This window comes from Rhodococcus sp. BS-15 (assembly GCF_000813105.1).
Taxonomy (GTDB): Bacteria; Actinomycetota; Actinomycetes; order Mycobacteriales; family Mycobacteriaceae; genus Rhodococcoides.
The window spans coordinates 15194-40322 of record NZ_BAOX01000014.1 but is presented as its reverse complement, the minus strand read 5'-3'; the positions used below and the strand labels follow the sequence as shown (position 1 = coordinate 40322).

Here is a 25129-nt window from a genome sequence, read left to right as displayed (position 1 = left end):
GCCACGACCACGGCGACCGCCAGCCCGCGCACACGGAGCGCGGCGGGACCGGCCGATCGACCCGTCAGATCGTCGAACACTGCCATCTCTACCCCGAAATCCTTATGCCCGAGTCGAATCCCCACAGGACCAACGTCATGATCATGTCCAGTACCACCACCGCGACGAGGCTGGCTCTGATGGCGCGACCCGACGCGCGGCCGACACCTTCCGGACCGCCCGAGGCGTAGTAACCCTGATAGCCGTGGATCAGGATGATCGTCACGACGAACACCGCGGCTTTCAGCAGCGAGAAGAGAACGTCGAGCGGCTGCAGGAATGCGCTGAAGTAGTGGTCGTAAGTGCCCGACGACTGTCCGCCGACCACGCGAACCACCACGGCGCACGACAGGTAGCTCAGAATGAGCGTCAGCAGGTAGAGCGGCACGATCGTGACGATTCCCGCGATGACCCGGGTGGTCACGACGAACGGCATCGACTGTATGCCTTGAGCTTCGAGGGCATCGATCTCTTCCGAGATACGCATCGCGCCGATCTCGGCCGTCATCCGGCATCCTGCCTGCGTCGCGAATCCGATCGCCGCGATCATCGGGGCCAGTTCGCGAGTGCTGGCGTACGCCGAGATGAAACCGGTCAACGGCTCCATCCCCACCATGCCGAGGGAATTGAATCCTTCGATTCCGACGGATGCACCCACCGCGACACCCAGCACCACGAGGACCGACACCGTCCCGCCACCAACGATGAGTTTCCCACTGCCCCAGGTGATGTCACTGAGAATGAGCAGCATCTGGCGCCGATAGGAGCGGACGGTATGCGGGATGGCGGTGAGCACCTTGACGCAGAACGTCAGTTGATGACCCAGCATTTCGAGAACGTCGAACGGCTTGCGTCCGAGATACCTGGCGCTGCGGGTGAGGTGAGCGGTGCCGTGCACGGTGTAGCGAGAAGGAGTTGCCATCTCAGCCCAACTTCTGTGGCATGAACATCGCGACCACCTGCGTGATCACGACGTTGACGGTGAACGCGGACACCACACCGAGCACCACGGAGGCGTTCACCGCGTTCGCGACCCCGCGGGGTCCGTGGGCGGCGGACAACCCGCGCTGGCAGGCGACGACAATGACGATGACGCCGAATATCTCGGTCTTCACCAGGCTACCACGAGGTCCGCCACCGAGGCGAAGGACGCGAACGAGCTGATGTAGCTGCCGGGCGTCCCACTCTGAAAGCCGACGTTGATCGCATAGCCCGCGGCCAAGCCCATGAAGATGATGAGGATGCACAGGAACGGTGCCACCAGCAGGATGGCTGCCAGCCGCGGCGCGACAAGCCTGCGAACCGGGTCGATTCCCATCGTCGACAATGCGTCGATCTCGTCGCGGATGGTGCGTGCCCCCCAGATCGGCAGCGACCGCCGCGCCTGCGGCACCGCCCAACAACAGCGCCGCAACGATCGGGGCACCCTGGCGGATCACCCCGAGGCCACCCGCTGCTCCTGCGATGGACGTCGCCCCGATCTGATCGGTGAGACTGCCGACCTGGACGGACACGATGACGCCGAACGGAATGGATACCAGTACTGCGGGAACCACTGTGACGGTGACGACGAACCAGGCCTGGTCGATGGTGTCACGCCACGGATGACGCAGCGTGACGATATCTCGCGCGAGGTGAACGAAGGCCAGTACGCCCAGCTCCAGAGTTTGACCGAACGTTCTGAATCCACCGGAAACCCCGCCGCTGACGCGTGTGAGCGCCGACATCGGCGACGACAATTTCCCACCCCCCAGCTCGTGTTCGGCGCGACTCCCCTCGCGCAGAAAACGAAAACTACCAGCCGACAAACGACCAAGTGACGTTTTCATCACTTGGTGGGCTATGACTGATCACAGACTTCCGGTGAGTCGATCGGGGTTCGGAACGGTCATCGAGCGCTCGAAAATCGCAGTGTGGCGAGGGCGCGATGAGCTTCGAGTTCGGACCGCTTGCCCCGCTTTACTGATACTTTGGATCTTCATCGACGCTGGGAGAACAGATTGACATCCGCCCCGGACCGCACCCGCATCGAATTCCCCGACATCTCCTCTCGCACCTGGGAACACCCGTCCGATCGCGCCGCCCTGGTCACCCTGCGCACCCTCAAAGGTTTCGACACCGTTCTGCGCACACTGTCCGGGCTGCTGCGCGAGCGACAGCATCGACTGATGTACCTCGCCACGGCAGTGCGCGTCGACGAGCGACAGTTCAAGGACCTGAACGACTTACGCAGCGACTGCGTGCAGATTCTCGGTGCCGAGGAAACACCCGAACTCTTCGTGGTTCAGTCGCCGATGGTCAATGCGTTCACCATCGGAATGGACCGCCCGTTCATCGTCCTGACCACCGGCATGCTCGACATCATGACCTACGAGGAGCAGCGTTTCGTCGTCGGTCACGAGCTGGGGCACGCGCTGTCCGGTCACGCGGTGTACCGCACCGTGTTGATGCATCTGATGCGCCTCGCCGGCACCGTCGGCTGGGTTCCGGTGGGCGGTTGGGCGCTACGTGCGGTCATCGCCGGGCTGATGGAATGGCAGCGCAAGTCCGAATTGTCCGGCGACCGAGCAGGTTTGCTGTGCGGGCAGGATGTGCACACAGCAATCAGCGTGCAACTGAAATTGGCGGGCGGCGCACGCATCAGCGAGATCGACGTCGACGCCTTCCTCGCTCAGGCCGCCGAGTACGAGGCCAGTGGGGATCTGCGCGACGGCGTGCTCAAGCTGCTCAACCTCGAACTCCTCTCGCACCCGTTCTCGGTGCTGCGCGCCGCAGAGCTGAAGAAGTGGGTCGACAACGGCGAGTATGCGGCGGTACTTCGCGGCGACTACCCGCGCAGGTCCACCGACCATGAGGCCAAGGTCTCGGAGGAGTTCCGTAACGCAGCGCGCACGTACAAGAACAACTTCGATACCTCGGAGGACCCGCTGATCAAGACGGTGCGAGACATCGGAAGTGGCTTCACCGGAGCCGTCGACGCCGTCGGCAACGGAATCGGCGACGTGGCCTCGGACATCAAGGGGCGCTTCGATCACTGGCGAAAGTCGTAGCGCCGGAGCAGGACCCACGAACGAGAAAGGGCGGCGACCACCGAAGTGGTCGCGCCCTTGTCGTTCCGTGAAGATCAGAAGTTGATCATGTGGCCTGCGAGGCCGTGGATAGCTTCCTGCAGTGCCTCCGACAGCGTCGGGTGCGTGTGCACGTTGCGTGCGAGCTCGTTGACCGTGAGGTCCCACTTCTGGGCGAGGGTCAGCTCGGGCAGCAGCTCGGACACGTCCGGTCCGATGAGGTGTCCGCCGAGCAGTTCGCCGTGCTCGGTGTCGGCGATGAGCTTGACGAAGCCGGTGGCGTCGCCCAGTCCGTGTGCCTTGCCGTTGGCGGCGAACGGGAAGTTCGCGACCTTGATGTCGGAACCGCGGGCCTGAGCCTCTTCGCGGGCCTGGTCCTCGGTGAGGCCGAAGCTGGCGACCTGCGGCTGGCAGAACGTCGCGCGCGGCATCATGCGGTAGTCGTCGATCGGCAATGTCTCTGCGCCGCCGATGGTTTCGGCAGCCACGACGGCCTGCGCCTCCGCCACGTGGGCGAGCTGAAGCTTGGCCGTGACGTCGCCGATGGCGTAGATGTGCGGCACGTTGGTCTGCATCGTGTTGGTGATGCCGATGGCACCGCGATCGGTGAGCTCGACGCCGGTCTTCTCGAGGCCGAATCCGTCGACGCGGGGCGCGAAGCCGACGGACTGCATCACCTTGTCGACAGTGAAGGTCTCGCTCTCACCGGACTTGTTGTGCTTGATCGCAACGGTGACCTTGGAGCCGTCGTCGTCGATGCTCTGCACGCCTGCGCCGGTGATGACCTTGACGCCGAGCTTCTTGTACTGCTTCTCGATTTCCTTCGAGACGTCCTTGTCCTCGTTGGGGAGCGCGCGATCGAGGAACTCGACGATGGTGACGTCGACTCCGTAGTTCTTGAGGACGTAGCCGAACTCCATGCCGATAGCACCGGCACCGACGATGAGGATCGAACCCGGCAGGTCCTTCGTCATGATCTGCTCTTCGTACGTGACGACGTTCTCGCTCAGTTCGGTGCCGGGAAGCAGCTTGGTGGTGCTGCCCGTCGCGATGATCGCGTTGTCGAACGTGATCGTCTCGGTGCCACCCTTGGTCAGCTCGACCTCGATGGTGTTGGCATCGGTGAACGTGCCCTTGCCGTCGTACTCGGGGATCTTGTTCTTCTTCATCAGGAAGTGGATGCCCTTGACGCGGCCGTCGGCAACCTTGCGGCTCCGGTCGAACGCTGCGCCGAAGTCGAAGGACGCTTCACCCGAGATGCCGAACAGCTTGGCCTCTTTGGTGAAGAGGTGCGCCAGCTCGGCGTTACGGAGAAGTGCCTTCGAAGGGATGCAGCCGACGTTCAGGCACACACCGCCCCAGTACTTCTTCTCGATGATGGCAGTGCTGAGTCCGAGTTGTGCCGCGCGGATTGCAGCGACGTACCCACCGGGACCGGCTCCGAGGACAACGACGTCATAGTGTGAGGTCACGAGTCCCGAGCGTAGTCGTGCTGTCCGACGCTCGCTCGACCTGGTCTTCGTTACCAGCCGGTAGCCACGCGAGCGCCGACCACCCCGACGGCCCGAGTGCTGCTAGAACTGTGGAATGGCAATCTCGGACGACCCGTACCTCTGGCTCGAAGACGTCACCGGCGACGCTGCGCTCGCGTGGGTGCGCGAGAAGAACGAGGTGACGGTCGAGGCGCTGAGCGGCCCCACCTTCGAGGCCACCGAGGCGAGCATCCGAGAAGTTCTCGACACCGACGCCCGCATTCCGTATGCCCGTCGTCGCGGGCAGTTTCTGTACAATTTCTGGCGCGACGCCGAGCACGTCCGCGGCCTGTGGCGTCGAACCACGATGGACGAGTACCGAACCGAGAACCCGGCGTGGGACGTACTGCTCGATCTCGATGCGCTGGCCAGCAGCGAGGACGAGAACTGGGTGTGGGGTGGCGCGCAGGTGCTCCGCCCCCATCAACGACTGGCTCTGGTGACGCTCTCCCGCGGCGGGGCCGACGCGACGGTGGTCCGTGAGTTCGATCTGGACTCCCGCACCTTCCGCGCCTCGGAGGACGGCGGATTCGCCCTCCCCGAGGCCAAGACCGACATCGGCTGGATCGACGCGGACACCGTCTTCGTCGGAACGGATTTCGGGCCCGGTTCGCTCACCGAATCGGGCTACCCCCGAATCACCAAGCGGTGGCGTCGCGGCACCTCGCTCGACGACGCCGAGACCGTGTACGAGGGTGAGTCGCAGGACATCTCGATCTCCGCCTGGCACGATCGCACGCCGGGATTCGAGCGCGACTTCGTCCAGCGTGCCACCGACTTCTACAACTCCGAGACCTACGTCCTCGACGGATCTGCGTTGACCCGGATCCCGACGCCGACCGACGCGTCGACCTCGGTGCACGAGAACTGGCTGCTGGTCCGAACGATGACGCCGTGGACGGTCGGCGAGCAAACCTATCCGGCCGGCGCACTGCTGGCTGCGGATTTCGACGAGTTCATTTCCGGCACAATCGCTCTCACCGTCCTCTTCGCCCCGGACGCGCACACGTCACTGCACCAGTACGCGTGGACCGAGAATCATCTGCTGCTGGTGACGCTGCAGGACGTACGGACGCAGTTGCACGTGCTCACCCCTCGCACGAACGAGTGGGTCAGCACCACCGTCGACGGACTGTCGGACCTGATCTCCACCGAGATCATCGGCACCGACGCCGAGGAGAACGGCGACGAGTTCTTCCTCTCCTCGTCCGGCTATCTGACGCCGGCGACACTGCTGGTGGGCACGGTGGGCGGCGAACTCGAAGTCCTCAAGCAGGCTCCGGCATTCTTCGACGCCGACGGGCTGACGGTGGAACAGTTCTTCGCCCGGTCCGACGACGGCACCGACATCCCCTACTTCGTGGTCCGACGCGCCGATTCCGGCCCCGGACCGACACTGCTCTACGGTTACGGCGGCTTCGAGATCTCGATGACGCCCGGCTACAGCGGCGCAACCGGACGGGCGTGGCTCGAACGTGGTGGCACCTACGTCGTCGCGAACATCCGCGGCGGCGGTGAGTACGGGCCGTCCTGGCACACCCAGGTACTGCGCGCCGGACGCCATCTGGTGCACGAGGACTTCGCCGCCGTCGCACGCGATCTCGTCACCCGAGGGATCACCACCACCGAACAGTTGGCCGCACAGGGTGGTAGCAACGGCGGCCTGCTGATGGGCATCATGGTGACGAAGTACCCGGAACTGTTCGGCGCGTTGGTATGTCAGGTCCCACTACTGGACATGAAGCGATACCATCTGCTCCTCGCGGGCGCGTCCTGGGTGGCCGAGTACGGCAACCCCGACGACCCGGACGAGTGGGAGTTCATCTCGCAGTACTCCCCGTACCAGAACGTGGTGTCCGCATCCGAGCGTCGGTATCCGCCGATTCTGATCGCTACGTCCACCCGCGACGATCGCGTCCATCCCGGACACGCCCGCAAGATGGCGGCTCGATTGGCCGAACTCGGTCACGACGTCAGCTACTACGAGAACATCGAAGGCGGGCACGGCGGGGCGTCGGACAATGCGCAGTTGGCGTTCAAAACGGCGTTGACCTACGAATTTCTGTGGCGGCACCTCGCTCGCAACTGACGGTCAGGCAGCGAGAGCGTCCTCGAACATCGGCCAGGAATCGTGCAGGTCGTCCTGCCAGTAGCCCCACGAGTGGGTGCCACGGTCACGCAACTCGAAGTGTGCCGGGATGTCGAGCTGCTCGAGGGCCGTCTTCAGCCTGCGAGTGCAGTCTCCGGTCGCCACCTCGATGGCACCGCCCACGACCATCTGGTTGAGCAACACGAAGCCGGGTCCGTTGGGATTGGTGCCGTCGAGGGTGTCCGATGCCCCGGCCAGTCCGCTGCCGTTGGAGATGTACAGCGCTGTGCCACGCAACTTCTCGGCATTGACCACCGCATCGTTGCGCACCCAGTCCCGATGATCGTCCGGCCCCCACATGTTCGTCACGTTCGCGCCCAGCGCCATGGACACGACCGTCTTGACGTATGCCCGTCCCAACGCGTCGGTGGTCGACGCGCATCCGCTGTACGAACCGACGGCTCGGTACAGCCCCTGATGGTGCGCGGCCAGGTTCAGCACAGAGGTAGCGGCCATCGAGATACCTGCAATCGCGTTGCGGCCGTTGGTCTCCAACAGATCGTCGACGAGCGGTGGCAGTTCGGCGGTCAGGAACGTCTCCCACTTGTTGCGGCCGAGCACCGGATCGTCGTGCTGCCAGTCCGTGTAGTAGGAGTAGGCCCCACCCACGGGGGTCACCACATTGACGTTCTTGTCGGCGAAGAACGACACGACGTCGGTCTGGGTGTACCAGTCCATTCCGTCGACTCCGCCGCCCGCCCCGTTGAGCAGGTACAGCGTGGGGCTCGGAGCCGTCCGATCAGGAGACCGCAGAATCTTCAGTGGAATGGTTCGGTCCATCGCGGCAGAGTGAACGAATGCCGTCATCGCGGTGTCGTCGGCCACCTCGGTCCGCACCACGTACGAGCCCGTCTGCACCGTCGCCGGATGATCGGTCGACGATGACGGCGTGGCGGAGGCAGTCGGATGGGCGCCGATGGCCAGGCATGCCACCACGCCCACCATGGCTGATCTTCGCAGTGCTACGGAGTAGCGAACGAGCAGACCATCACCGATTCGACGGACCGAAGCCCCCAGGCCGTTCATAGTCGTGCTCACTAACGTCGTCGAACAATTGTTGGTTCAACAGCTTTCTACACCAAAACGAACCATGAGTATGTAGAAATGACCAATAGCGAGCAAAACAACTGAAAGTTAATTCGAGTGAACTACTTGTGCATCCATTCGGCGACCAGGTCGGCGACCGCCGTGGGGTTTCGAATCCACCCGTTGTGGCCGAGCGGCTCGTCGACGTGCACCGAGGTGACATCGGCGTTGGCAAGCTTGCGCACGAGGTTGTCCATCGAGCCACGGGGCGCGAGGTCGTCGCCCTCGATGGTCACCGCCAGCACCGGAAGTGTCAGACGGCCCATCCGTTCCTCGTAGTCCATGTCGGCCCCCGCAGGCTCGATCGATCCGGTCCGCGCGAACCGCGACCAATCGTCGATCAGAACCCGCGACTGCCGACCGAAGCCGCCGATTCCGATTCGATCCCCCGGCCAGAACCCCGCGATGCTGCTGGTGATCGCCATCGCCGCCGCGCCCACGTACAGCGGCACACCACGGGACGTGCCGAAACCGCGGTGATACGGCGACCCGGACGCCACCAGGATCAATCCCCCGAGCCTTCCCCTGATGCGTGCGGCGTACATCGAGCCGAGCTGCCCACCATGCTGTGCCCGAGCAAATACGGCGTCGCCGCCGGGAACTGCTCACGAACCACCTCGAAGATCGCCGGAAAGTCGACCGAGACCAGCTCCTGATACCCGTACCGACTCGCCGAACTCGGTTTGGGGACACTGTCTCCCTGGCCGCGCAGGTCCCCGATCGCGGCCTGGAACCCGCGCGCGACGAGCGCCTCGGCGAACAGTCGGTAGTAGCCACCGGGAATGCCGAGGCCGGGAAGAACGACGATCACGGGTGCATCGTCACGGCCTTCACCGGGAAACAGTGAGACCGGCACCGTCGAACCGTCGGGCATCTGAATCGGAACCGTCTGCATGGGGCAACCCTATGATGCGCCTGGGATGCAACCGAATCTTTCACGGCTCGAATACGTTTCGAACGAACGAATGACCGGCACCCACGACAGGGTGGGCACCGGTCATTCGGATCTCAGAACTGGGATCAGAGCGCGGTGGGGGTCTCGGAGCTACCGGCGTTGAACAGTGCGAGGAGGATCTGGAGGATGGATCCGAGTTCAGCGGACATACGTAAAACTCCTTCATCGAGGGGGTGTGCAGATCTGCTGTGACTTATGTCACGCGATGATCTCTGCAAGAAGATTTCTACCTCAGAAGGTCACGCTCTGTATACGGAAAAGATAGTAAAAGTCGAAAATCTTGGTGTGACATCACAAAACGGCCAACAGCCACGGGACCGAGATGTCGCGGCCGCCCCCGACGGCGACCGCGACGATGTCGGACGATTACGCGGCGCTACCCGATGTCAGCACGCCGACGATCTGATCGACGATCGCGTCGACGATTCCGTCGTAGACGCCCGATGCGATGTCGGAAATGAACTGTGCTGCTGAACCCATGAGAACTCCTGTTGCTCGTGTGCAAGGACAGCCGTAAGCGATACGACCTCCCTCGTTCTTACCGCACGCTAAGGTTTGGCGCAGCCCCCGGTACCAACTCGAGATCCCGAAGAGGTGGTGCCGCAACGGTTCAGCGGAAATTTCACCGGTTGACCGACCAAAACTATTCGCCGATCACGTCTTTGGCGCGCCCCACGAGCAACGGGTCGGTTTCGCCCACGATTTCGGGATCCTTGTTCGCGTAGTCGAACTTGTTGAGCACGAAGCGCATCGCATTGATGCGGGCCCGCTTCTTGTCGTTGCTCTTGACGACCGTCCACGGCGCGACATCGGTGTCGGTGGCGCGAAAATTCTCTTCCTTCGCCGCGGTGTAAGCATCCCACTTGTCCAGCGAGGCAAGGTCCATGGGCGAGAGCTTCCATTGCCGCACCGGATCGACCTGCCGAATGGCGAAGCGGGTGCGCTGCTCGTGCTGCGACACCGAGAACCAGAACTTGGTCAAGCTGATGCCCTCGTCCACCAGCATCTGCTCGAACAGCGGTGCCTGCCGAACGAACTGAGCGTGCTGCTCGTCGGTGCAGAAGCCCATGACCCGCTCGACGCCGGCCCGGTTGTACCAGGACCTGTCGAACATGACGATCTCCCCGGCCGCGGGCAGATGTGCGATGTAGCGCTGGAAGTACCACTCGGTCGACTCACGAGCAGACGGCTTCTCCAGTGCGACGACACTGGCACCGCGCGGGTTGAGGTGTTCCATGAAGCGCTTGATCGTGCCGCCCTTACCGGCGGCATCTCGGCCCTCGAAGATGATGACGTGCCGTCGTCCGGTCTCCTTGGTCCACATCTGCAACTTGAGGAGTTCGATCTGCAGTAGACGCTTCTCGAGCTCGTACTCGGCACGCGTCATGCGCTCGTCGTACGGGTAGTTCTCGCGCCAGGTGTCGACGATATGGCCGTCGGGGACGGTCAGCAGCACCGGATCGTCGTCATCGGAGTCGTCGACGGCGAAGCCCGACGTGTCGGCAAGATTCACGGCCTTGGTGATGTCGAGCAAGTCGCTCAGATTCGTACGCGCAGCCGTGCCGTTCCGGAGATCGTTGTCGGTCATGGGCCGAAAGTTAGTGCTCATCGGTGACCAATCCATGGCGATTCGGTGAACACCCGATGCATCCGGTTTCACCGCAGGCACCACCCGGTCCGCAAGGGGGACGGACCGGGTAGCGCCGGTCGCGCACTCGCCGATCACGTGCGACCGTAGCGGCCCTCGCAGCTGTAGGTCCAGGGGTCGGCCCGGAAAAGTCGAGGATCTTGTTCGCGCGCCGTTTTCGGACCGCTCGTTTGTCGGGGTCGATATGGGTGAAATCCCCGATGTGCCGAAAGGCATTGCTGATGCAGACTTTTCAGCATGACATTCGAGAGCGGTTCCCCCAGAGAGTTCACCCGGTCGAGTTCACAGAAGATGATGGGAGGTGTATGCGGCGGAGTTGCCGAATATTTCGGCTGGGACGTCAACATCGTCCGACTCGCGACCGTTGCCGGCACGGTCCTGACCGGCGGCACCGTCGTGCTGATCTACCTCGCGGCGTTGATGCTGATGCCGCTCCGGTGAAGCCCGAACGCGACGAAGCCCCGGACCTCGACAACAGGTCCGGGGCCCCGCGACCGACTACTCGGCGACGCTGGAAAGCCCTTCAGCGCTTCCGGTGAAGAGCTCGGAGATCGCGTCGGCGATGCCTGCGGAGATGCCGTCGGTGATGATTCCGCCGAGGCCGCCTCCTTCGGTGCCGCCGCCGAGCAGACCGGTGATGAGATCGAGAAGCATGGGGTGAGCACCTTTCGGAGAAACGACGAGGCCTGGTTGAACATTGGACCAGGCGGCAGAAATATAACGCGCCCGTTCTGTCCGATCCGCCGTTTCGCCGAAAAAGTCCTGCGCCCCGTTTGTTGTCCGAAAAAACTCCCGCTGGACCGCGGGTGAACTACTCCGTCCCGGTGATCAACCAGCCACAGGGTGCGGCGAGCTCATCCGCCTCGGCGGGTCCCATCGAACCGGGCGCATAACTCTGCACTTCGGGCGGATTGCTCAGCAAGAGAGCGGCGACATCCCACACGTGCGCCAGACCGTCCGGCCTGGTGAACAACGACCGATCTCCGCTGAGCACATCGAGGATCAGGCGCGCATACGGGCTCAGCGGCTCGGCATCGGGCACCGACTTCAACGGCAACGCCAGATGCCCCACCGACAGATCGAAATCCGGGCCCGGCTCCTTGACCGTCATCGCGATGTCGATGCTGCCGTCGCCGGAGAGGTCGAACGAGAGCACCGCGCCGTCCTCCGGCAGCTCGCCCAGCGGACTGTCGGCCGGTTTGCGGAACACCAACGAGACGCGCTGCTCGCTGACACCCAACATCTTTCCGGTGCGGAGCAGGAACGGGACGCCACGCCAACGGTCGGTGTCGACCCACAACGTGGCCGCGACGAACGTGTCGACCTTCGAGTCATCGGCAACGCCCTCGACGTCGCGATACCCGTCGTACTGCCCGAGAACCACCTCCTCGGTGTCCAGCGGCCGGAACTGCCCGATCACCGTCTCGCGCGCCGCTTGCAGATCCTGCGCCTTCAGCGATGCGGGCGGCTCCATCGCGACCTCCGCGGCAACCTGGAACAGGTGGGTGACGAGCATGTCCAGCACGGCACCGGTCTCGTCGTAGAACTCGGCCCGATCGTCGATGTCCAGCGTCTCGGGGACGTCGATCTGTACCTGCGCTACGTGCTCGGAGTTCCAGATCCCGCTGATCATGCCGTTCGCGAACCGCAGCACGTGCAGGTTCTGCGTCGCCTCCTTACCCAGGAAGTGGTCGATGCGATAGACCTGCTCTTCGTCGACCACCTCGTGCACCGCTTTGTCGAGTTCCTCGAAGTTGCTCTGCGAGGTGCCGAACGGCTTCTCGTAGACCACGCGGGAGCCGTCGGCCAGACCGTGTGCACCCAGGGCCTTCGTGTAATCGACGAAGGTGCTCGGCGGCAGAGCGATGTAGTGCACCAACTGGGCGTCGTCGCCGATGCCCTTCTTCGCGTCGGCTACGACCTCGGGCAACTCACCGGGATCGTCGACGGTGAAGCCGTTGCCCGCGAAGCGGATTCGCTCGGAGAATGTCGACCAATCGTCCTCGGCCACATTCTCGGCGAATTCGTCGAGGACGCTGCGGACGTGATCGCGAAATTCGTCGTCGGAGGAATCCTTGCGGCCGTTGCCGATCAGGACCCATTTCTCGGGGAGCAGACCTTCGAGATGGAGTTGGTAGAACGACGGCAGGACCATTCGCTTCGCGAGGTCTCCGGTTGCGCCGAACAGGACGAATACAGTGGGTTGCGAGGACGCCATGACCTCCACTATGCACCGACCCGGGCCGAGCATGGCTACAGTCGGTGTGATGACCAGATCACGGTTTCACGGTGAGATCTACGGGGTAGGTACGACGTCCGGTGTGCGGATCGTCGTCGGTCACTGGACGCGATCGCCGCTCGGCGAATTCACCGACGTCATGATCCAATTCGCCGACGGGAGACGTCTGCTGATCGCCCCCAACGAGGACGTACGCGAATTCGTCACCGCCACATACACGTTCGACGACACCGAACTGGTCCCGGTGACGTTCGCCGCTCAGCAGGACGGTTGGCGATCAGTGACAGCGGGTGATCTGTCGGTGAGAATTCGTGTTGCCGGACCCACCGTTCTCGGCCGCGCGCTGAGCTTGGTCCCCGACGCGATATCGACAGCACCGTGGTTCTGCGCGATCAGTGACCCCATCGCCCGCGTCGTGCTCCGCGGAGTGCGCACCCGCGGCAGCGCGGGCAACGACCGACGCGAGTACTACGGTGCCCGCCACCAACATCGCGTCACCGATGTCTCGGCGTCCTGGCAGGGCGAGGACCTCGGATCGCTCACCCCGGTTACTCCCCCGGTGACGTTCGGCTTCGGCAGCACCCCGGCGGCACCGTCGGTCACATCCATCACCACGACGATCGACAGCTGACCGAAGGACGAAAGTCCCCCGAGGTGGGGACGTAAAGGGCTGCTTTCGCGGCCCCACAGCGGACAGGATTGCGGCGTGACCCTGACCGCACCCGCACGTCCCGTGCCCGCCGCCCACCCCGTTCTGTCTCCCGCCGCCGAGGCCGTCGTCCGCGCCACTGCCGGTGTGGTGGCAGAACACTCCGAAACGATCAGCGCCCGCTTCTACGAGTCGATGCTCGGCGAACGCCCCGAGCTGTGGCGTCTGTTCAACCGCGCGAATCAGGAAACCGGCGAGCAGAGTCGGGCATTGGCCGCATCGGTGGTCGGCTACGCCGTTCAGCTGATCGACCCGGACGCACCGTCGTTCGAGCCGGTGTTGCGCCGCATCGCCGGCAAGCACATCACGCTCGGCATCACCCCGGAGCAGTACACCCTCGTCGGCCGACACCTGCTCGGTGCCGTGGCCGACATCCTTGGTGCCGCCGTCACTCCCGCCGTCGCCGCCGCGTGGGACGAGGTCTACTGGCTGTTCGCCACGCAGCTCATCGCCACCGAAGCGCGCCTCTACGCAGCGGCAGACATCGACCCCCCACAATCCGCTGCGCCCGTACCGCGTCATGCGGCGCACGCAGGAGAGCCCCGGCACGGTCTCGCTCGTCCTCGAACCCGCGGACGGCGCTCCCCTTCCCGCACTCGAGGCCGGCCAGTACGTCACGGTGTTCGCCGATCTCGCCGACGGCACTCGTCAGCCGCGTCAGTACAGCGTCTCGTCCATCGCCTCCGACACCCGCCTTCAGATCACGGTGGCGCAGGTACGCAACGGTCCGCCCGGGCAGGTCTCGACGCACCTTCAGGAGGCTGTTGCCGTTGGAGACATTCTCGAAGTGAGCAGTCCCGCAGGTGATTTCGGAGTGTCCATCGGCGACGGGCCGCTGTTGATCGCCACCGCCGGTGCCGGAATCACCACCGTGCTGCCGCTCGTCGAGCACCTCGCCCGAACTCAGCCCGCCCGAAAGCTGATACTGGCCCACGCGGACCGTAGCCGCGCCGACCACGCATTACGAGAGGCGATCGCCACTGCGGCCGAAGCACTCGACTACGTCGTCGATCACGCCTGGTACGAGACCGTCGAAGCGGACGATTCGACGTCGTTCACCGGATTGATGGATTTCGATCGGCTCGCCTTCACCCCGGATACCCACGTGCTCAGCTGCGGACCGTTGCCGTTCCTGCGCGCCGTCCGCCTCGCGGCCCTCCAGCGTGGTGTGCCTTCGGAACGCATCTCCTACGAGGTGTTCGGTCCGGACCTGTGGTCTCCCGTCACGGTGGCCGGGTGAAGAAGGTCTCGCTCGACGCCCTCACGCGCGAGCTGATGGTCAAGGCCACCTCGCGTCGTCGCGTCGGGCGGCGTCGGCGGTGTACGGAGGCCACGAGCATGCTCTCCGGCAGACCCTCATCGCACTCGCGGCCGGTGCCGAACTGTCCGAGCACAGCAATCCAGGCGAGGCCACAGTGCACGTCCTGTCCGGTCGGGTCGAATTGCTCAGCGGCGACGACGTCTGGAGCGGGATGACCGGCGATCTGTTGGTGGTTCCCGATGCACCGCACTCGCTGCGGGCCACCACCGATGCGGCTGTTCTGCTGACGACGGTGGTCACCTCGGCCTAGACCACCGAAGCGCCGGATGCCCGCAGATCGTCGAGGGCCGCGGCCGATGACTCCGGTGCTACTCCCGCAACGAGGTCGGTGAGAACACGGACGTCGAGCTTCTCGGCCACAGCGTCTTTCGCCGAGGCCAGGACGCAGTAGTCGGTCGCAAGTCCGACGACGTCGATGTCGGTGACCTCGTTTGCGGTGAGTATCTCGGCGAGGGCTGTCCCGTCCTCGGTGACACCCTCGAACGCCGAGTACGACGGCTTGCCCTGCCCCTTGTAGACGTGCACGTCCACGGAACCGGTGGCGTAATCGGGGTGATACTCGGCGCCGACCGTGCCGGCGACGCAATGCACCGGCCAGGTGGTGACGAAATCCGGGGCGCGTCGGTGGCGAAGTGTCCGCCGTTGTCGCCCTCCGCGTCGTGCCAATCGCGCGAGGACACCACGAGGTCGTACTCGTCCCCGTGGCGCGCGAGATACTCACTGATCTTGCGCGCGACTTCCGCGCCGCCGGTCACCGCCAGCGCGCCGCCCTCGGTGAAATCGTTCTGCACATCCACTACCAACAGAGCACGAGTCATGGATCCCAGTATCCTCGACGGGTGCGCGTGTCGTCTCTGGTGACCTACCCCGTCAAGGGATGTGCAGGCTCGACGCTGCATTCGGCTCACGTGAGCGCTACCGGCCTCGAACACGACCGGGCATTCATGATCGTCGACTCCGACGGCGCATTCCGCAGTCAACGTAGCGACCCCGTTCTCGCCGTCGTCCGATGCTCGGTGACGGACGAGGCGTTGACCCTCACACACGCGTCGACCGGTTCGGTGACCGTGCCGGTGGACCGGGACTCCGAGGCGCGCGACATCACGATGTTCCGCAGCCCGATGCGCGGAATCGATCAGGGCGACGAGGTCGCCGGCTGGCTCACCGAGGTGATCGAGGAGCCGTCACGTCTGGTCGCCGCGCCACGCAACCTCGGCCGCGTCACCGACGGAATCTCGCCCGGATCAGCGCAATTCGCCGACAGCTCGGCGGTGCACATCCTCTCGACCGCCACCTTGGCCGGTCTCAATTCTCGCCTCGACGTACCGCTGCCGATGGATCGCTTTCGCCCCAACATCGTCGTCGACGGCTGGGACTCCCCGCACCGAGAAGACGAGCTGCGGGAGGTGACCATCGGCGGGGGCGCGATTGGCGTACACCAAACTCGCGATCCGCTGCGCCGTCACCACCGTGGAGCAGACCACCGGTGTGCGCACCGGCCCCGAACCGCTGCGCACACTCGGCGACTACCGCCGCGGTCGGCAGAAGGGCGTCGCCTTCGGGTCGAAATTCTCTGTGCTGCAGGACGGCACGGTGACCGTCGGCGACGAACTACACGTCGAGAGTTGGGGCGAGTCGGAGTTGTAACTCGAACGGCATGTGATTGGCCCAGCCGTTGCGGGCTCGTAGTGAAACCTGTTGTCCTGGTTGCACCGTCACTGTTCTCCGGCCGGTACCCAGCGCGGCGTTCGTGCCGCGGTACCGGATGAAGGCGGTGAGTTCGTGACTGCCCGACTCGAGCGTGTACGTCGACGGCGCGGTCCACGACTGCCGATGCTCGACGCCGTCGATGGTCACGAAGGGCCGCGCCAACGTGCGCACCAACGACGCATTCACCCAGTGGGGAGCGAATTCGATCTCGATCGTGCCCATAGTTACCTAGAGTAACGGTGTAGCGCGGGTGTGGTGCGCTGACTTGTCCACGATTCGATTCCGCAGGCGGTTTTTCTCGCTTACCGGAACGAATTGTGGACAGCCACGTCAGTGGCGTCCGCTGCAACCAGCGCCGCCAACTGGATACGCGCCTGCCCCGCCCGCAGTTCGCGGGAGAACACTGCACCCGCATCGACCAGATCGTGTCCACCCCCGCCGCCGCCGTACGTCGGCGAGGTCTCACCGAACGGCACCCGCGTCGTGACCACCACGTGTACCCCGGCAGCCACAGCTTCTTTCACCGCATGCACGACGCGGGCGTTCGTGTTGCCCGAGCCCATCGCCTCGAGCACGATGCCCGACGCCCCAGCCTCGCGGCACGCTTCGATCTGCACACCGTCTGCACCGGGATACAGCGCGACGATGTCCACGCGGATCCCGGCAATGGGCTTCCACAGCAACGGTTTCGGTCGCGGGAGCGCAGCCGACCGGAACGCGTCGAGCGCGGAGGTGTGCTTCTTGATCGCACCACGCGCCGGCAGCAACCGTCCACCGAAGGCGATCAACACACCGCGCTCGGACTGCGCTGCCGCCACCGCCGCGGCGATGTTGCTGGGGCCGTCCGGATCGACATGATCGGCCGTGCGCTGCGCACCGGTGAAGACCACCGGGCGATCGTCGGCATGGAACAGGTCGACATACAGGGCCGACTCCTCCATGGTGTCCGTCCCGTGTAGCACCACCACTCCGACGCAGCCGTCCTCGGCGAGCGCGTCGACCACCGCCGTACGGATGGTGTCCAGATCCACCAAGTCCAACGCCGAGCTGTCCTTCGACATCACCTCGCGCACCCGAACACCGTCGACATCGATCCCGAGCCCGGCCACCGGACGAGACACCCCGTGCTCGTCGCGACTACTGGCAATCGTGCCGCCAGTGGTCAGCAATGCGACATGGTCAGTCACTGCGCGCCGCCACCTCTCGGATTCGCTTGCGGCACAGGAACCAACCACCGATCAGCATCGGCGCGATGAGCAGGATCGACGCCACCGTCCAGGTACCGACCGGTTTGTCGAAGGCCATCAGCACGAGTACACACGCCAGGAAGCCTAGCGTTGCGTACCCGGTGTACGGGGCACCGAAGAGCTTGAACGCAGGTCGGGTGACCGCGCCGGTCTTGGACAGCGACCAGAACTTGAGCTGACACGCCACGATGACGGCCCAGGCGCTGATGATGCCGAGCGCGGCGAGGTTGAGCACGATCTCGAAAGCCTGCGCCGGGACCACTGCGTTGAGCACGACGCCGAGCAACGTCACCACCGACGTCAGTGCGATGCCGCCGTAGGGCACACCCGACTTGTTCATCCGCGCAGCGAATGCGGGTGCCGAGCCGGCGATCGCCATCGAGTGCAGGATGCGCCCGGTGGAGTACAGACCGGCGTTGAGCGAGGACAGCGCCGCGGTGAGGACGACCAGATTCATGATGGCGTCAGCGCCCTCGACGTCGATGGCCCCGAAGAACGTCACGAACGGACTCTCGCCCGCCTGATAACTGCTGTACGGCAACAGCAACGAGAGCAGCAGCACCGAGCCGACGTAGAACACCACAATACGGATGATGACGGTGTTGATCGCTTTCGGTATCACCTTCTCGGGGTTCTGCGTCTCTCCGGCAGCAGTGCCGACCAGCTCGATCGAGGCGTAGGCGAACACGACACCCTGGATCACGACGATCGCTGGCAGCAGCCCGTTGGGGATCAGTCCGCCGTTGTCGGTCAGCACGCTCAGCCCCGGCTCCTGGCCGTCGATGGGCGTTCCGAAGATGACGAAGTAGGTACCGATCAACAGAAACGTCACCAGAGCAACAACTTTGATGAGCGCGAACCAGAACTCCAACTCACCGAACACCTTCACCGACACCAGGTTCAGACCGAGGACGAGCAGCAGGCCCGCGAGTGCGAACACCCACTGGTCGATGTCGCCGAGCGGGGCCCAGTACTTCTTGAAGAAGTTCATGTACAACGCCACGGCCGTCACGTCGACCACCGCCGTCATCGCCCAGTTCATCCAGTACAGCCAACCGGCGGCGAAAGCGACCTTCTCCCCGAAGAATTCGCGCGAGTACGAGACGAACGATCCGGACGTCGGCCGGTGCATCACCAGTTCGCCCAATGCGCGCAGGATCAGGAAGGCGAAGAATCCGCACAGTGCGTACACCAGGACCAGGGCAGGCCCGGCGTCACGCAGTCGCCCGCCCGCACCCATGAACAGCCCGGTGCCGATCGCGCCGCCGATAGCGATCATCTGGATCTGGCGTGGAGCCAACTCTTTTCGATAGCCGGGATCTTCCTCGGTGAAGGCCTTGCGGGTATCGACACTCCGATTCTCTGTGGTCATCGCATTACCTCGTCGACGTTTCGGGGGCATCTGCGTGCTCGACGGGAGCCACCCGCAGGTTCGCGAGATGCTCGGGGCTCAGGAGTCGATCCAACTCGTCCCGGGCCAGCAGCCCCTTCTCGAGGACGAGGTCGACGACATTGCGGCCACTGACCAACGCTTCCTGTGCAATCGCAGTGGATTCCACGTATCCGAGATACGGGCTCAGCGCGGTGATCAGGCCGATGGAGTTCTCGACGCGCTCGCGCAGCAGGTCCACGTTTGCGGTGATGCCGTCGACACACCGATGCGCGACGGTACGGCACGCGGCACTCAGATGCGCCATGCCGTCGGACAGGGATTTGACGATGATCGGCTCGAATGCGTTGAGCTGCAACTGCCCTGCCTCGGCCGCCATCGTGATCGTGACGTCGTGGCCGATCACCTCGTAGGCGACCTGATTGAGAACCTCGGGGATGACGGGGTTGACCTTGCCGGGCATGATCGACGAACCGGCCTGCATCGGAGGCAGATTGATCTCGTTGAAGCCCGCCCGCGGCCCGGAAGACAGCAGCCGGAGGTCGTTGCAGATCTTCGACAGTTTCACCGCGACACGCTTGAGTACACCGGACAGGTGCACGAACTGGCCCACGTCCTGCGTTGCCTCGATCAGTCCGTCGCCGTCACCAGCGGCAGACCGGTGATGGTCCGCAGATGCGCGACGGCCGATTCGGTGTAGCCGGCGGGGGCGTTGAGCCCGGTACCGATGGCGGTGGCTCCGAGGTTGATCTCGTGCACCAGCAGCGCTGCTTCTTCGAGCCGCGAGCAGTCCTCGTCGATCATGATCGCGTAGGTGCCGAACTCCTGACCGAGGGTCATCGGCACTGCGTCCTGCAGCTGCGTGCGGCCCATTTTGACCACGGTGGCGAACTCGCTTGCTTTGCGGCCGAAAGAATCTCGCAACACCTTCATCGAGGCGATCAACTCGTGGACGGCGAAGATCGTCGCGATGTTGACCGACGTCGGGTACACGTCGTTGGTGGACTGCGACGCATTCACGTGCTCGTTGGGGTGCAGCGTGCTGTAGTCGCCGTGCGGGTGGCCGAGGATTTCCAGCGCGCGATTCGCGATGACCTCGTTGGCGTTCATGTTGGTCGAGGTGCCGGCGCCGCCCTGGATGACGTCGACGACGAACTCCTCGTGCCACTGGCCGTCGAGAATTTCCTGGCACGCGGTGCGGATCGCTTCCCCGCGGTTGGCGTCGAGAATTCCGAGATCCTGATTGGCCGACGCAGCTGCCCACTTCACCGCCGCGAGTCCGCGAACGAGGTGCGCATTGGTGGAGATCGGACGCCCGGTGATGGGGAAGTTCTCGAGAGCGCGCAGGGTATGAATTCCCCAATACACGCTCGACGGGATTTCACGTTCCCCGAGAAGATCCTTCTCGATGCGGGTATCGGCCACGGTGCGCTCCTAGATGATGGTGTCCAGCTGTCCGGCTGTCTGACAGGTAGAGTGTGGCGGAGAACACCTCGCCGGTCAACCCCACGCTAGGATCACGTCATGAACTTGTCGGACAGCTGGGCAGTCAGTGCGCCCACGAATGCCCGAATGAGCGCAGCCGAGGCGGTGTTCGCGGACCTCCGCGCAGCGATCGCGTCGGGCGATCTACCCGTCGGGCAGAAGTTGCCGTCCGAGGCCGCGCTCGCCACCAGGCACAGCGTCAGCCGCTCGGTCATTCGCGAGGCGCTGCGCTCCTGCCACGCCCTCGGCCTGACCGAAACCAAAACGGGCCTCGGCACTTTCGTCATTCGTGACCGCGTCGGAAACGACCTCGACATCGGCAACTACGCAGCCCGCGAACTCATGGAGGCCCGCCCTCACGTGGAGATTCCCGCAGCAGGCTGGGCCGCAGAGCGTCGCACCGACGAGGAGTTGACGGTGCTCGCCGGCCTGGCCGACGAGATGCGTTCGGAGGACGACCACGAGGCCTGGGTACTGCTGGACGCGCAATTCCACACCGCGATCGCGCGGGCGAGCAAGAACCGCGTGTTCGAGTCGATCATCGTCGACATACGCGACGCGTTGACGCGGCAATCGGAAACACTCAACCTCGTTGCGCACCGGCTGGAGCAATCCAACGTCGAACACGACGCGATCGTCGACGGCATCCGATCCGGCGAGTACGACGCTGCAGCACGCGCCATGACCGCGCATCTCGATGCCGTCCGCAATGCCGTGGAGTCGCTCGCCGATCGACCCAGCTGACCGTACGACTAGGCCGGGAGTGGAGCCTGCGGAACGACCCCCGTTAGGCTGCTGCCGTGACGAAGGTACTGAACTCTCTCCCGGTCGGCGAACGAATCGGCATCGCATTCTCCGGTGGTCTCGACACCTCGGTGGCTGTCGCCTGGATGCGCGAGCACGGCGCGATCCCGTATGCCTACACCGCCGACATCGGCCAGTACGACGAGCCGGATCTGTCCGATGTGCCCGAGCGCGGTCTGGCCTATGGGGCCGAGCAGGCGCGGCTCATCGACTGCCGTGAACCGCTCGTCGAGGAGGGCCTGGCTGCGCTGACCTGCGGCGCGTTCCACATCCGCTCGTCGCTGCAGACGTACTTCAACACCACTCCCCTCGGCCGCGCGGTCACCGGCACCATGCTGGTGCGCGCGATGGCCGAAGACGGCGTCTCGATCTGGGGCGACGGATCGACGTACAAGGGCAACGACATCGAGCGGTTCTACCGCTACGGCCTGCTCGCCAACCCGCAGCTGCGGATCTACAAGCCCTGGCTCGACGAGGCGTTCGTCGCCGAGCTGGGCGGTCGGCACGAGATGTCGCAGTGGCTCACCCAGCGCACCCTCCCCTACCGTGACTCGGCCGAGAAGGCCTACTCCACCGACGCCAACATCTGGGGTGCCACCCACGAGGCGAAGAAGCTCGAATACCTCGACACCTCGCTCGAGATCGTCAGCCCCATCATGGGCGTGCGGTTCTGGGACCCCGAGGTGGAGATTGCGCCCGAGGAAGTCACCGTCGAGTTCGAGCGCGGCCGCCCCGTCCGCATCAACGGCAAGAGCTTCGACAGCGCCGTCGACCTCGTCATGGAAGCCAACGCCATCGGTGGACGCCATGGCCTCGGCATGAGCGATCAGATCGAGAACCGCATCATCGAAGCCAAGAGCCGCGGCATCTACGAGGCTCCCGGCATGGCACTGCTGCACATCACCTACGAGCGCCTCGTCAACGCCATCCACAACGAGGACACCGTCGCCTCGTACCACAACGAGGGCCGTCGACTCGGCCGCCTGCTGTACGAGGGACGCTGGTTCGATCCGCAGGCGCTGATGCTGCGTGAGGGCCTGCAGCGCTGGGTCGGCAACGTCGTCAGCGGCAGCGTGACGCTGCGACTGCGCCGCGGTCAGGACTTCACGATCGTCGACACCCAGGGCAGCAACTTCAGCTACCACCCCGAGAAGCTGTCGATGGAACGCAGCCAGGGCCAGGCGTTCTTCCCCGGCGACCGCATCGGTCAGCTCACGATGCGCAACCTCGACATCGCCGATTCACGCAGCAAGCTCGAGCAGTACGCCGCCCAGAATCAACTCACGGCCTGGGGCGAACTGATCGGCGAACTCCCCGCAGGCGGAGCCGACGCCATCGCCGCCAGCGGCCCCGACGGTTCCGTGGACTCCTCGGCACTCGACCACGCCGCCATCGAGTCCGGTACCGACTAGAGCGGGCTCGAACTCGAAGTTATGGACGGATTCCGCCCGATTTCCGTCCATAACTTCGAGTTCGGCTACTCTTCGGGCTCCGTCAGCCCCTGATGCTCGTCGCGCTCCGCCCATTCGAGTAGCTCCTCGATGGCGAACACCGCGTCGTCGATGCCCGCGTGCAGGTCACCCAGTTCGGCAAATCTGGCCGGCACCGTGAACATCGTGAACTCTCGCGGATCCACGCTCGCTACTTCGTCCCAGGAGATCGGCGTCGACACCGTCGCCTGTTGATTTCCGCGCACCGAATAGGCGCTGGCGATGGTGTGATCGCGGGCGTTCTGGTTGTAGTCCACGAACAGTTTCGACGGGTCGCGGTCCTTGCGCCACCACGTGGTCGTCACGTCCTCGGGCGCGCGGCGTTCCACCTCACGCGCGAACGCCAGAGCAGCTCTGCGTACATCCTTGAAACCGTGTGTCGGGTCGATGCGCACGTAGATGTGCAGCCCGTGTCCGCCTGAGGTCTTGGGCCAGCCGACGGCCCCGAGGTCGGCCAGTACCTCCTGAACGACCCCGGCGACGCGTCGTACCCGGTCGAAGGGGCAGTCGGGCATCGGATCGAGGTCGATGCGCCACTCGTCGGGCATCTCGACGTCGGCGCGGCGGCTGTTCCACGGATGGAACTCGACGGTCGACATCTGCACCGCCCAGGCCACGTGCGCCAGTTCGGTCACGCACAGTTCGTCCGCGGTGCGGTTGTAGCGGGGAAACGTCACCTGCACCGTCTCGAGCCACGGCGGGGCGCCGTTGGGTACGCGCTTCTGATGCACCTTGTCGCCGGCGAGACCCTTGGGGAAGCGATGCATCATGCAGGGCCGCTCCCGCAGCGCCCGCACGATGCCGGCGCCCACGCTCAGGTAGTAGTTCACCAAATCCAGCTTGGTGGCTCCGCTTTCGGGGAAATAGACCCGATCGGGGTTGGAAATGCGGACGCTGCGCTCGCCCACCGGTATCTCGATCGACGGTGAGCTACTGGCCATGCCCCGAGCCTAAGCGACGGCAGGCATGCTCTCCATGCAATCCGGGTACAGCAAGAGGGCCATCGACAACAAGGAGCAACGTTGATCTTCATCACCGCCAAGTTCAAGGTCAAGCCCGAGCACGCGGACAACTGGCCCGAGATCTCACGCGACTTCACCGAAGCCTGCCAGGCCGAGGAGGGGTGCCTCTGGTACTTCTGGTCGCGCACGCTCGACGATCCCACCGAGTACGTCCTGGTGGAGGCGTTCAAGGACCCCGATGCCGGTGCGGCTCATGTGAACTCGGATCACTTCAAGCAGGCCCAGAAGGATCTCCCGCCTTATCTGCAGGAGACGCCGAAGATCATCAGCCAAGAGGTCGACGGCACCGACTGGAACGAACTGGGCGAGCTCGCGGTCGACTAGTTCGAGTCTCGATCCCGGACCGCCTCACCCAGCGTCACGACGGCGTCGGCGAACTGCCCCGGCAATTCCTGTGGCGGGTTGTGGCCACAGTCGATCTGGCCCACGTCGATCAGATCGGTGAAGTGCGCCGCGTGGTCCGGGCGGCCGTACAACGAGGCGACGGTGTCCTCGGTCGGATCGATCACGACCGTGGGCACCGTGATTCTCGGTTGCCGAGTCAGCAACTCCTGCGTCGCTGCGTAGGCAGCATCCCCCCGGCTCGATTCCGTAGCGGTGCCGGTAGGAATGCACGGACACGTCAACGAAGTCGGGGTTGTCGAACGAGGGTGCCGTAGCCGCGAATTCGGAGTCGCCGTACCGCCAGGTCGGCGACCAATCCGTCCACAGTGTCTGTGCGAACTCCGCGCGGTGGGCCGCGAGCCCGGCCCGGCTCGCTCGGAATGCAGGTAGTACTGATACCAGTACCGCTTCTCGAGGTGCGGTAGCACTGGTGTGGACACTGCCGCGGCGATGTCCTGAATCAGGTATCCGGACACGCTCACCAGTCCGGATATCAGCTCCGGCCACATCGCGGCGACGACGCACGCCGCTCGCCCACCCCAGTCGTAGCCGGCGACGATGGGCTCGTTCAGTTCCAGCGCGATGATCAGCTCGCGAAGATCGTGGCCGATCGCGGCCTGCTCACCGGAGCGCATCGTGTCGGTGTCGACGAACTGGGTGGGTCCGAAACCGCGCAGATACGGCACCACCACGTCGTAGCCGGATTCGGCGAGTAGCCTGGCGACGTCGTCGTAACCGCGCGGGTCGTACGGAAACCCGTGCAGCAGTACCACCGAACGACCGGACGGATCACCGAAACGGTCGAACGCCACATCCAGCACGCCTGCGCGAATCATCATCGGTCCATGCTC

General features: G+C 64.5%; 21 protein-coding genes and 7 pseudogenes. 13 read left to right on the top strand and 15 right to left on the bottom strand.

Annotated features, from left to right (window positions below):
- Positions 1–88: 88 nt before the first annotated feature.
- Together RHBS_RS03585 and RHBS_RS03580 are read right to left on the bottom strand one after the other, a co-directional pair.
- Positions 89–868, bottom strand: a complete 780-nt coding sequence (locus RHBS_RS03585) for an ABC transporter permease (protein WP_237668981.1) — start codon at positions 866–868, stop codon at positions 89–91.
- Positions 869–962: 94 nt separating this feature from the next.
- A pseudogene (locus RHBS_RS03580) lies at positions 963–1766 on the bottom strand (MlaE family ABC transporter permease).
- A gap of 273 nt (positions 1767–2039) precedes the next feature.
- Between RHBS_RS03580 and RHBS_RS03575 the strand changes: the two are divergent.
- Complete coding sequence (locus tag RHBS_RS03575; protein WP_128644830.1) at positions 2040–3089, top strand: M48 family metallopeptidase; 1050 nt, start codon at positions 2040–2042, stop codon at positions 3087–3089.
- A gap of 74 nt (positions 3090–3163) precedes the next feature.
- Here the strand turns inward: RHBS_RS03575 and lpdA are convergent, their stop codons facing one another.
- The gene (lpdA, locus tag RHBS_RS03570) at positions 3164–4579 is read right to left on the bottom strand and encodes a dihydrolipoyl dehydrogenase (RefSeq protein ID WP_128644829.1); all 1416 of its coding nucleotides are present in this window, start codon (positions 4577–4579) and stop codon (positions 3164–3166) included.
- 115 nt (positions 4580–4694) lie between these two features.
- On the opposite strand from lpdA, the gene RHBS_RS03565 reads away from it, so the two are divergent.
- Positions 4695–6728 carry a prolyl oligopeptidase family protein gene (locus RHBS_RS03565; protein ID WP_121872281.1) on the top strand — a complete coding sequence of 678 codons (2034 nt, stop codon included), beginning with the start codon at positions 4695–4697 and terminating at the stop codon, positions 6726–6728.
- 3 nt (positions 6729–6731) lie between these two features.
- Here RHBS_RS03565 and RHBS_RS03560 read toward each other — a convergent pair whose 3' ends face one another.
- The 3 genes and pseudogenes from RHBS_RS03560 to ppk2 all read right to left on the bottom strand — a co-directional run bounded on the left by RHBS_RS03560 (position 6732) and on the right by ppk2 (position 10417).
- The gene (locus tag RHBS_RS03560) at positions 6732–7733 is read right to left on the bottom strand and encodes an alpha/beta hydrolase family protein (RefSeq protein ID WP_128644833.1); all 1002 of its coding nucleotides are present in this window, start codon (positions 7731–7733) and stop codon (positions 6732–6734) included.
- 203 nt (positions 7734–7936) lie between these two features.
- Positions 7937–8769 (bottom strand): annotated as a pseudogene (locus RHBS_RS03555) (alpha/beta fold hydrolase).
- 703 nt (positions 8770–9472) lie between these two features.
- Positions 9473–10417, bottom strand: coding sequence for a polyphosphate kinase 2 (gene ppk2 / locus RHBS_RS03550; RefSeq protein WP_183130383.1), 945 nt, complete (start codon positions 10415–10417; stop codon positions 9473–9475).
- Positions 10418–10714: 297 nt separating this feature from the next.
- Between ppk2 and RHBS_RS03545 the strand changes: the two genes are divergently transcribed.
- Entirely contained in the window at positions 10715–10918 is a 204-nt protein-coding gene (locus tag RHBS_RS03545) for a PspC domain-containing protein (RefSeq protein ID WP_094613965.1), read from the top strand.
- A gap of 57 nt (positions 10919–10975) precedes the next feature.
- Here RHBS_RS03545 and RHBS_RS28705 read toward each other — a convergent pair whose 3' ends face one another.
- Positions 10976–11131 (bottom strand): hypothetical protein, encoded by a 156-nt coding sequence (locus tag RHBS_RS28705; RefSeq protein ID WP_183130382.1) that lies wholly within the window; start codon positions 11129–11131, stop codon positions 10976–10978.
- Positions 11132–11288: 157 nt separating this feature from the next.
- Positions 11289–12695, bottom strand: coding sequence for a glucose-6-phosphate dehydrogenase (NADP(+)) (locus RHBS_RS03540; protein ID WP_128644828.1), 1407 nt, complete (start codon positions 12693–12695; stop codon positions 11289–11291).
- Positions 12696–12744: 49 nt separating this feature from the next.
- Here RHBS_RS03540 and RHBS_RS03535 point away from each other — a divergent pair, with 49 nt between their 5' ends.
- The 5 genes and pseudogenes from RHBS_RS03535 to RHBS_RS03525 all read left to right on the top strand — a co-directional run bounded on the left by RHBS_RS03535 (position 12745) and on the right by RHBS_RS03525 (position 14996).
- Complete coding sequence (locus RHBS_RS03535) at positions 12745–13347, top strand: hypothetical protein (RefSeq protein ID WP_128644827.1); 603 nt, start codon at positions 12745–12747, stop codon at positions 13345–13347.
- A 213-nt stretch (positions 13348–13560) separates the two neighbouring features.
- A pseudogene (locus tag RHBS_RS31970) lies at positions 13561–13809 on the top strand (globin domain-containing protein); the annotation flags it as partial.
- Positions 13810–13945: 136 nt separating this feature from the next.
- Positions 13946–14176 (top strand): annotated as a pseudogene (locus RHBS_RS30145) (hemin transporter); the annotation flags it as partial.
- A gap of 36 nt (positions 14177–14212) precedes the next feature.
- A complete protein-coding gene (locus RHBS_RS30140) occupies positions 14213–14665 on the top strand; it encodes a hypothetical protein (RefSeq protein WP_237668980.1) in 453 nt (150 codons plus the stop codon).
- 79 nt (positions 14666–14744) lie between these two features.
- The gene (locus tag RHBS_RS03525) at positions 14745–14996 is read left to right on the top strand and encodes a cupin domain-containing protein (protein ID WP_306303505.1); all 252 of its coding nucleotides are present in this window, start codon (positions 14745–14747) and stop codon (positions 14994–14996) included.
- Here the strand turns inward: RHBS_RS03525 and RHBS_RS03520 are convergent.
- A pseudogene (locus RHBS_RS03520) lies at positions 14993–15564 on the bottom strand (isochorismatase family protein). The gene RHBS_RS03525 and the pseudogene RHBS_RS03520 sit on opposite strands and share 4 nt — an antisense overlap.
- Between RHBS_RS03520 and RHBS_RS31400 the strand changes: the two are divergent.
- Both RHBS_RS31400 and RHBS_RS31395 read left to right on the top strand, forming a co-directional pair.
- Positions 15448–16149, top strand: a pseudogene (locus tag RHBS_RS31400) (MOSC domain-containing protein); the annotation flags it as partial. The pseudogenes RHBS_RS03520 and RHBS_RS31400 sit on opposite strands and share 117 nt — an antisense overlap.
- A 67-nt stretch (positions 16150–16216) precedes the next feature.
- Positions 16217–16393, top strand: a complete 177-nt coding sequence (locus RHBS_RS31395) for an MOSC domain-containing protein (protein WP_304627281.1) — start codon at positions 16217–16219, stop codon at positions 16391–16393.
- Here RHBS_RS31395 and RHBS_RS31720 read toward each other — a convergent pair.
- From RHBS_RS31720 to RHBS_RS03495, 4 genes and pseudogenes are all read right to left on the bottom strand, one after another.
- The gene (locus RHBS_RS31720) at positions 16358–16678 is read right to left on the bottom strand and encodes a hypothetical protein (protein ID WP_128644826.1); all 321 of its coding nucleotides are present in this window, start codon (positions 16676–16678) and stop codon (positions 16358–16360) included. The two genes, RHBS_RS31395 and RHBS_RS31720, sit on opposite strands and share 36 nt — an antisense overlap.
- An 80-nt stretch (positions 16679–16758) precedes the next feature.
- Positions 16759–17643 carry an asparaginase gene (locus RHBS_RS03505; RefSeq protein ID WP_128644825.1) on the bottom strand — a complete coding sequence of 295 codons (885 nt, stop codon included), beginning with the start codon at positions 17641–17643 and terminating at the stop codon, positions 16759–16761.
- The gene (locus tag RHBS_RS03500; protein WP_128644824.1) at positions 17636–19075 is read right to left on the bottom strand and encodes an amino acid permease; all 1440 of its coding nucleotides are present in this window, start codon (positions 19073–19075) and stop codon (positions 17636–17638) included. The genes RHBS_RS03505 and RHBS_RS03500 overlap by 8 nt, the downstream gene beginning before the upstream one ends.
- A gap of 4 nt (positions 19076–19079) precedes the next feature.
- Positions 19080–20518: pseudogene (locus RHBS_RS03495) on the bottom strand (aspartate ammonia-lyase).
- A 99-nt stretch (positions 20519–20617) separates the two neighbouring features.
- Between RHBS_RS03495 and RHBS_RS03490 the strand changes: the two are divergent.
- Positions 20618–21322 (top strand): FadR/GntR family transcriptional regulator, encoded by a 705-nt coding sequence (locus tag RHBS_RS03490; RefSeq protein ID WP_128644823.1) that lies wholly within the window; start codon positions 20618–20620, stop codon positions 21320–21322.
- Between the two features lie 56 nt (positions 21323–21378).
- Complete coding sequence (gene argG, locus RHBS_RS03485) at positions 21379–22794, top strand: argininosuccinate synthase (protein WP_121872271.1); 1416 nt, start codon at positions 21379–21381, stop codon at positions 22792–22794.
- Between the two features lie 65 nt (positions 22795–22859).
- Here the strand turns inward: argG and ligD are convergent, their stop codons facing one another.
- Positions 22860–23813 carry a non-homologous end-joining DNA ligase gene (gene ligD, locus RHBS_RS03480; RefSeq protein WP_128644822.1) on the bottom strand — a complete coding sequence of 318 codons (954 nt, stop codon included), beginning with the start codon at positions 23811–23813 and terminating at the stop codon, positions 22860–22862.
- A gap of 81 nt (positions 23814–23894) precedes the next feature.
- On the opposite strand from ligD, the gene RHBS_RS03475 reads away from it, so the two are divergent.
- Entirely contained in the window at positions 23895–24218 is a 324-nt protein-coding gene (locus RHBS_RS03475; RefSeq protein WP_032382260.1) for a putative quinol monooxygenase, read from the top strand.
- Here RHBS_RS03475 and RHBS_RS03470 read toward each other — a convergent pair.
- Positions 24215–25117: an alpha/beta fold hydrolase gene (locus RHBS_RS03470; RefSeq protein WP_128644821.1), complete on the bottom strand. Its 903-nt coding sequence runs from the start codon at positions 25115–25117 to the stop codon at positions 24215–24217. The genes RHBS_RS03475 and RHBS_RS03470 overlap by 4 nt on opposite strands.
- Between the last annotated feature and the right edge of the window lie 12 nt (positions 25118–25129).

What these genes read in the sequence shown, in the direction of transcription:
- RHBS_RS03585 (WP_237668981.1), bottom strand. Translation starts at nt 868, where the DNA reads ATGCTGGGTCATCAACTGACGTTCTGCGTCAAGGTGCTCACCGCCATC.
- RHBS_RS03565 (WP_121872281.1), top strand. Translation starts at nt 4,695, where the DNA reads ATGGCAATCTCGGACGACCCGTACCTCTGGCTCGAAGACGTCACCGGC.
- RHBS_RS03560 (WP_128644833.1), bottom strand. Translation starts at nt 7,733, where the DNA reads ATGGTGGGCGTGGTGGCATGCCTGGCCATCGGCGCCCATCCGACTGCC.
- ppk2 (WP_183130383.1), bottom strand. Translation starts at nt 10,417, where the DNA reads ATGACCGACAACGATCTCCGGAACGGCACGGCTGCGCGTACGAATCTG.
- RHBS_RS03545 (WP_094613965.1), top strand. Translation starts at nt 10,715, where the DNA reads ATGACATTCGAGAGCGGTTCCCCCAGAGAGTTCACCCGGTCGAGTTCA.
- RHBS_RS28705 (WP_183130382.1), bottom strand. Translation starts at nt 11,131, where the DNA reads ATGCTTCTCGATCTCATCACCGGTCTGCTCGGCGGCGGCACCGAAGGA.
- RHBS_RS03540 (WP_128644828.1), bottom strand. Translation starts at nt 12,695, where the DNA reads ATGGCGTCCTCGCAACCCACTGTATTCGTCCTGTTCGGCGCAACCGGA.
- RHBS_RS03535 (WP_128644827.1), top strand. Translation starts at nt 12,745, where the DNA reads ATGACCAGATCACGGTTTCACGGTGAGATCTACGGGGTAGGTACGACG.
- RHBS_RS31720 (WP_128644826.1), bottom strand. Translation starts at nt 16,678, where the DNA reads ATGGGCACGATCGAGATCGAATTCGCTCCCCACTGGGTGAATGCGTCG.
- RHBS_RS03500 (WP_128644824.1), bottom strand. Translation starts at nt 19,075, where the DNA reads ATGACCACAGAGAATCGGAGTGTCGATACCCGCAAGGCCTTCACCGAG.
- RHBS_RS03490 (WP_128644823.1), top strand. Translation starts at nt 20,618, where the DNA reads ATGAACTTGTCGGACAGCTGGGCAGTCAGTGCGCCCACGAATGCCCGA.
- ligD (WP_128644822.1), bottom strand. Translation starts at nt 23,813, where the DNA reads ATGGCCAGTAGCTCACCGTCGATCGAGATACCGGTGGGCGAGCGCAGC.
- RHBS_RS03470 (WP_128644821.1), bottom strand. Translation starts at nt 25,117, where the DNA reads ATGATGATTCGCGCAGGCGTGCTGGATGTGGCGTTCGACCGTTTCGGT.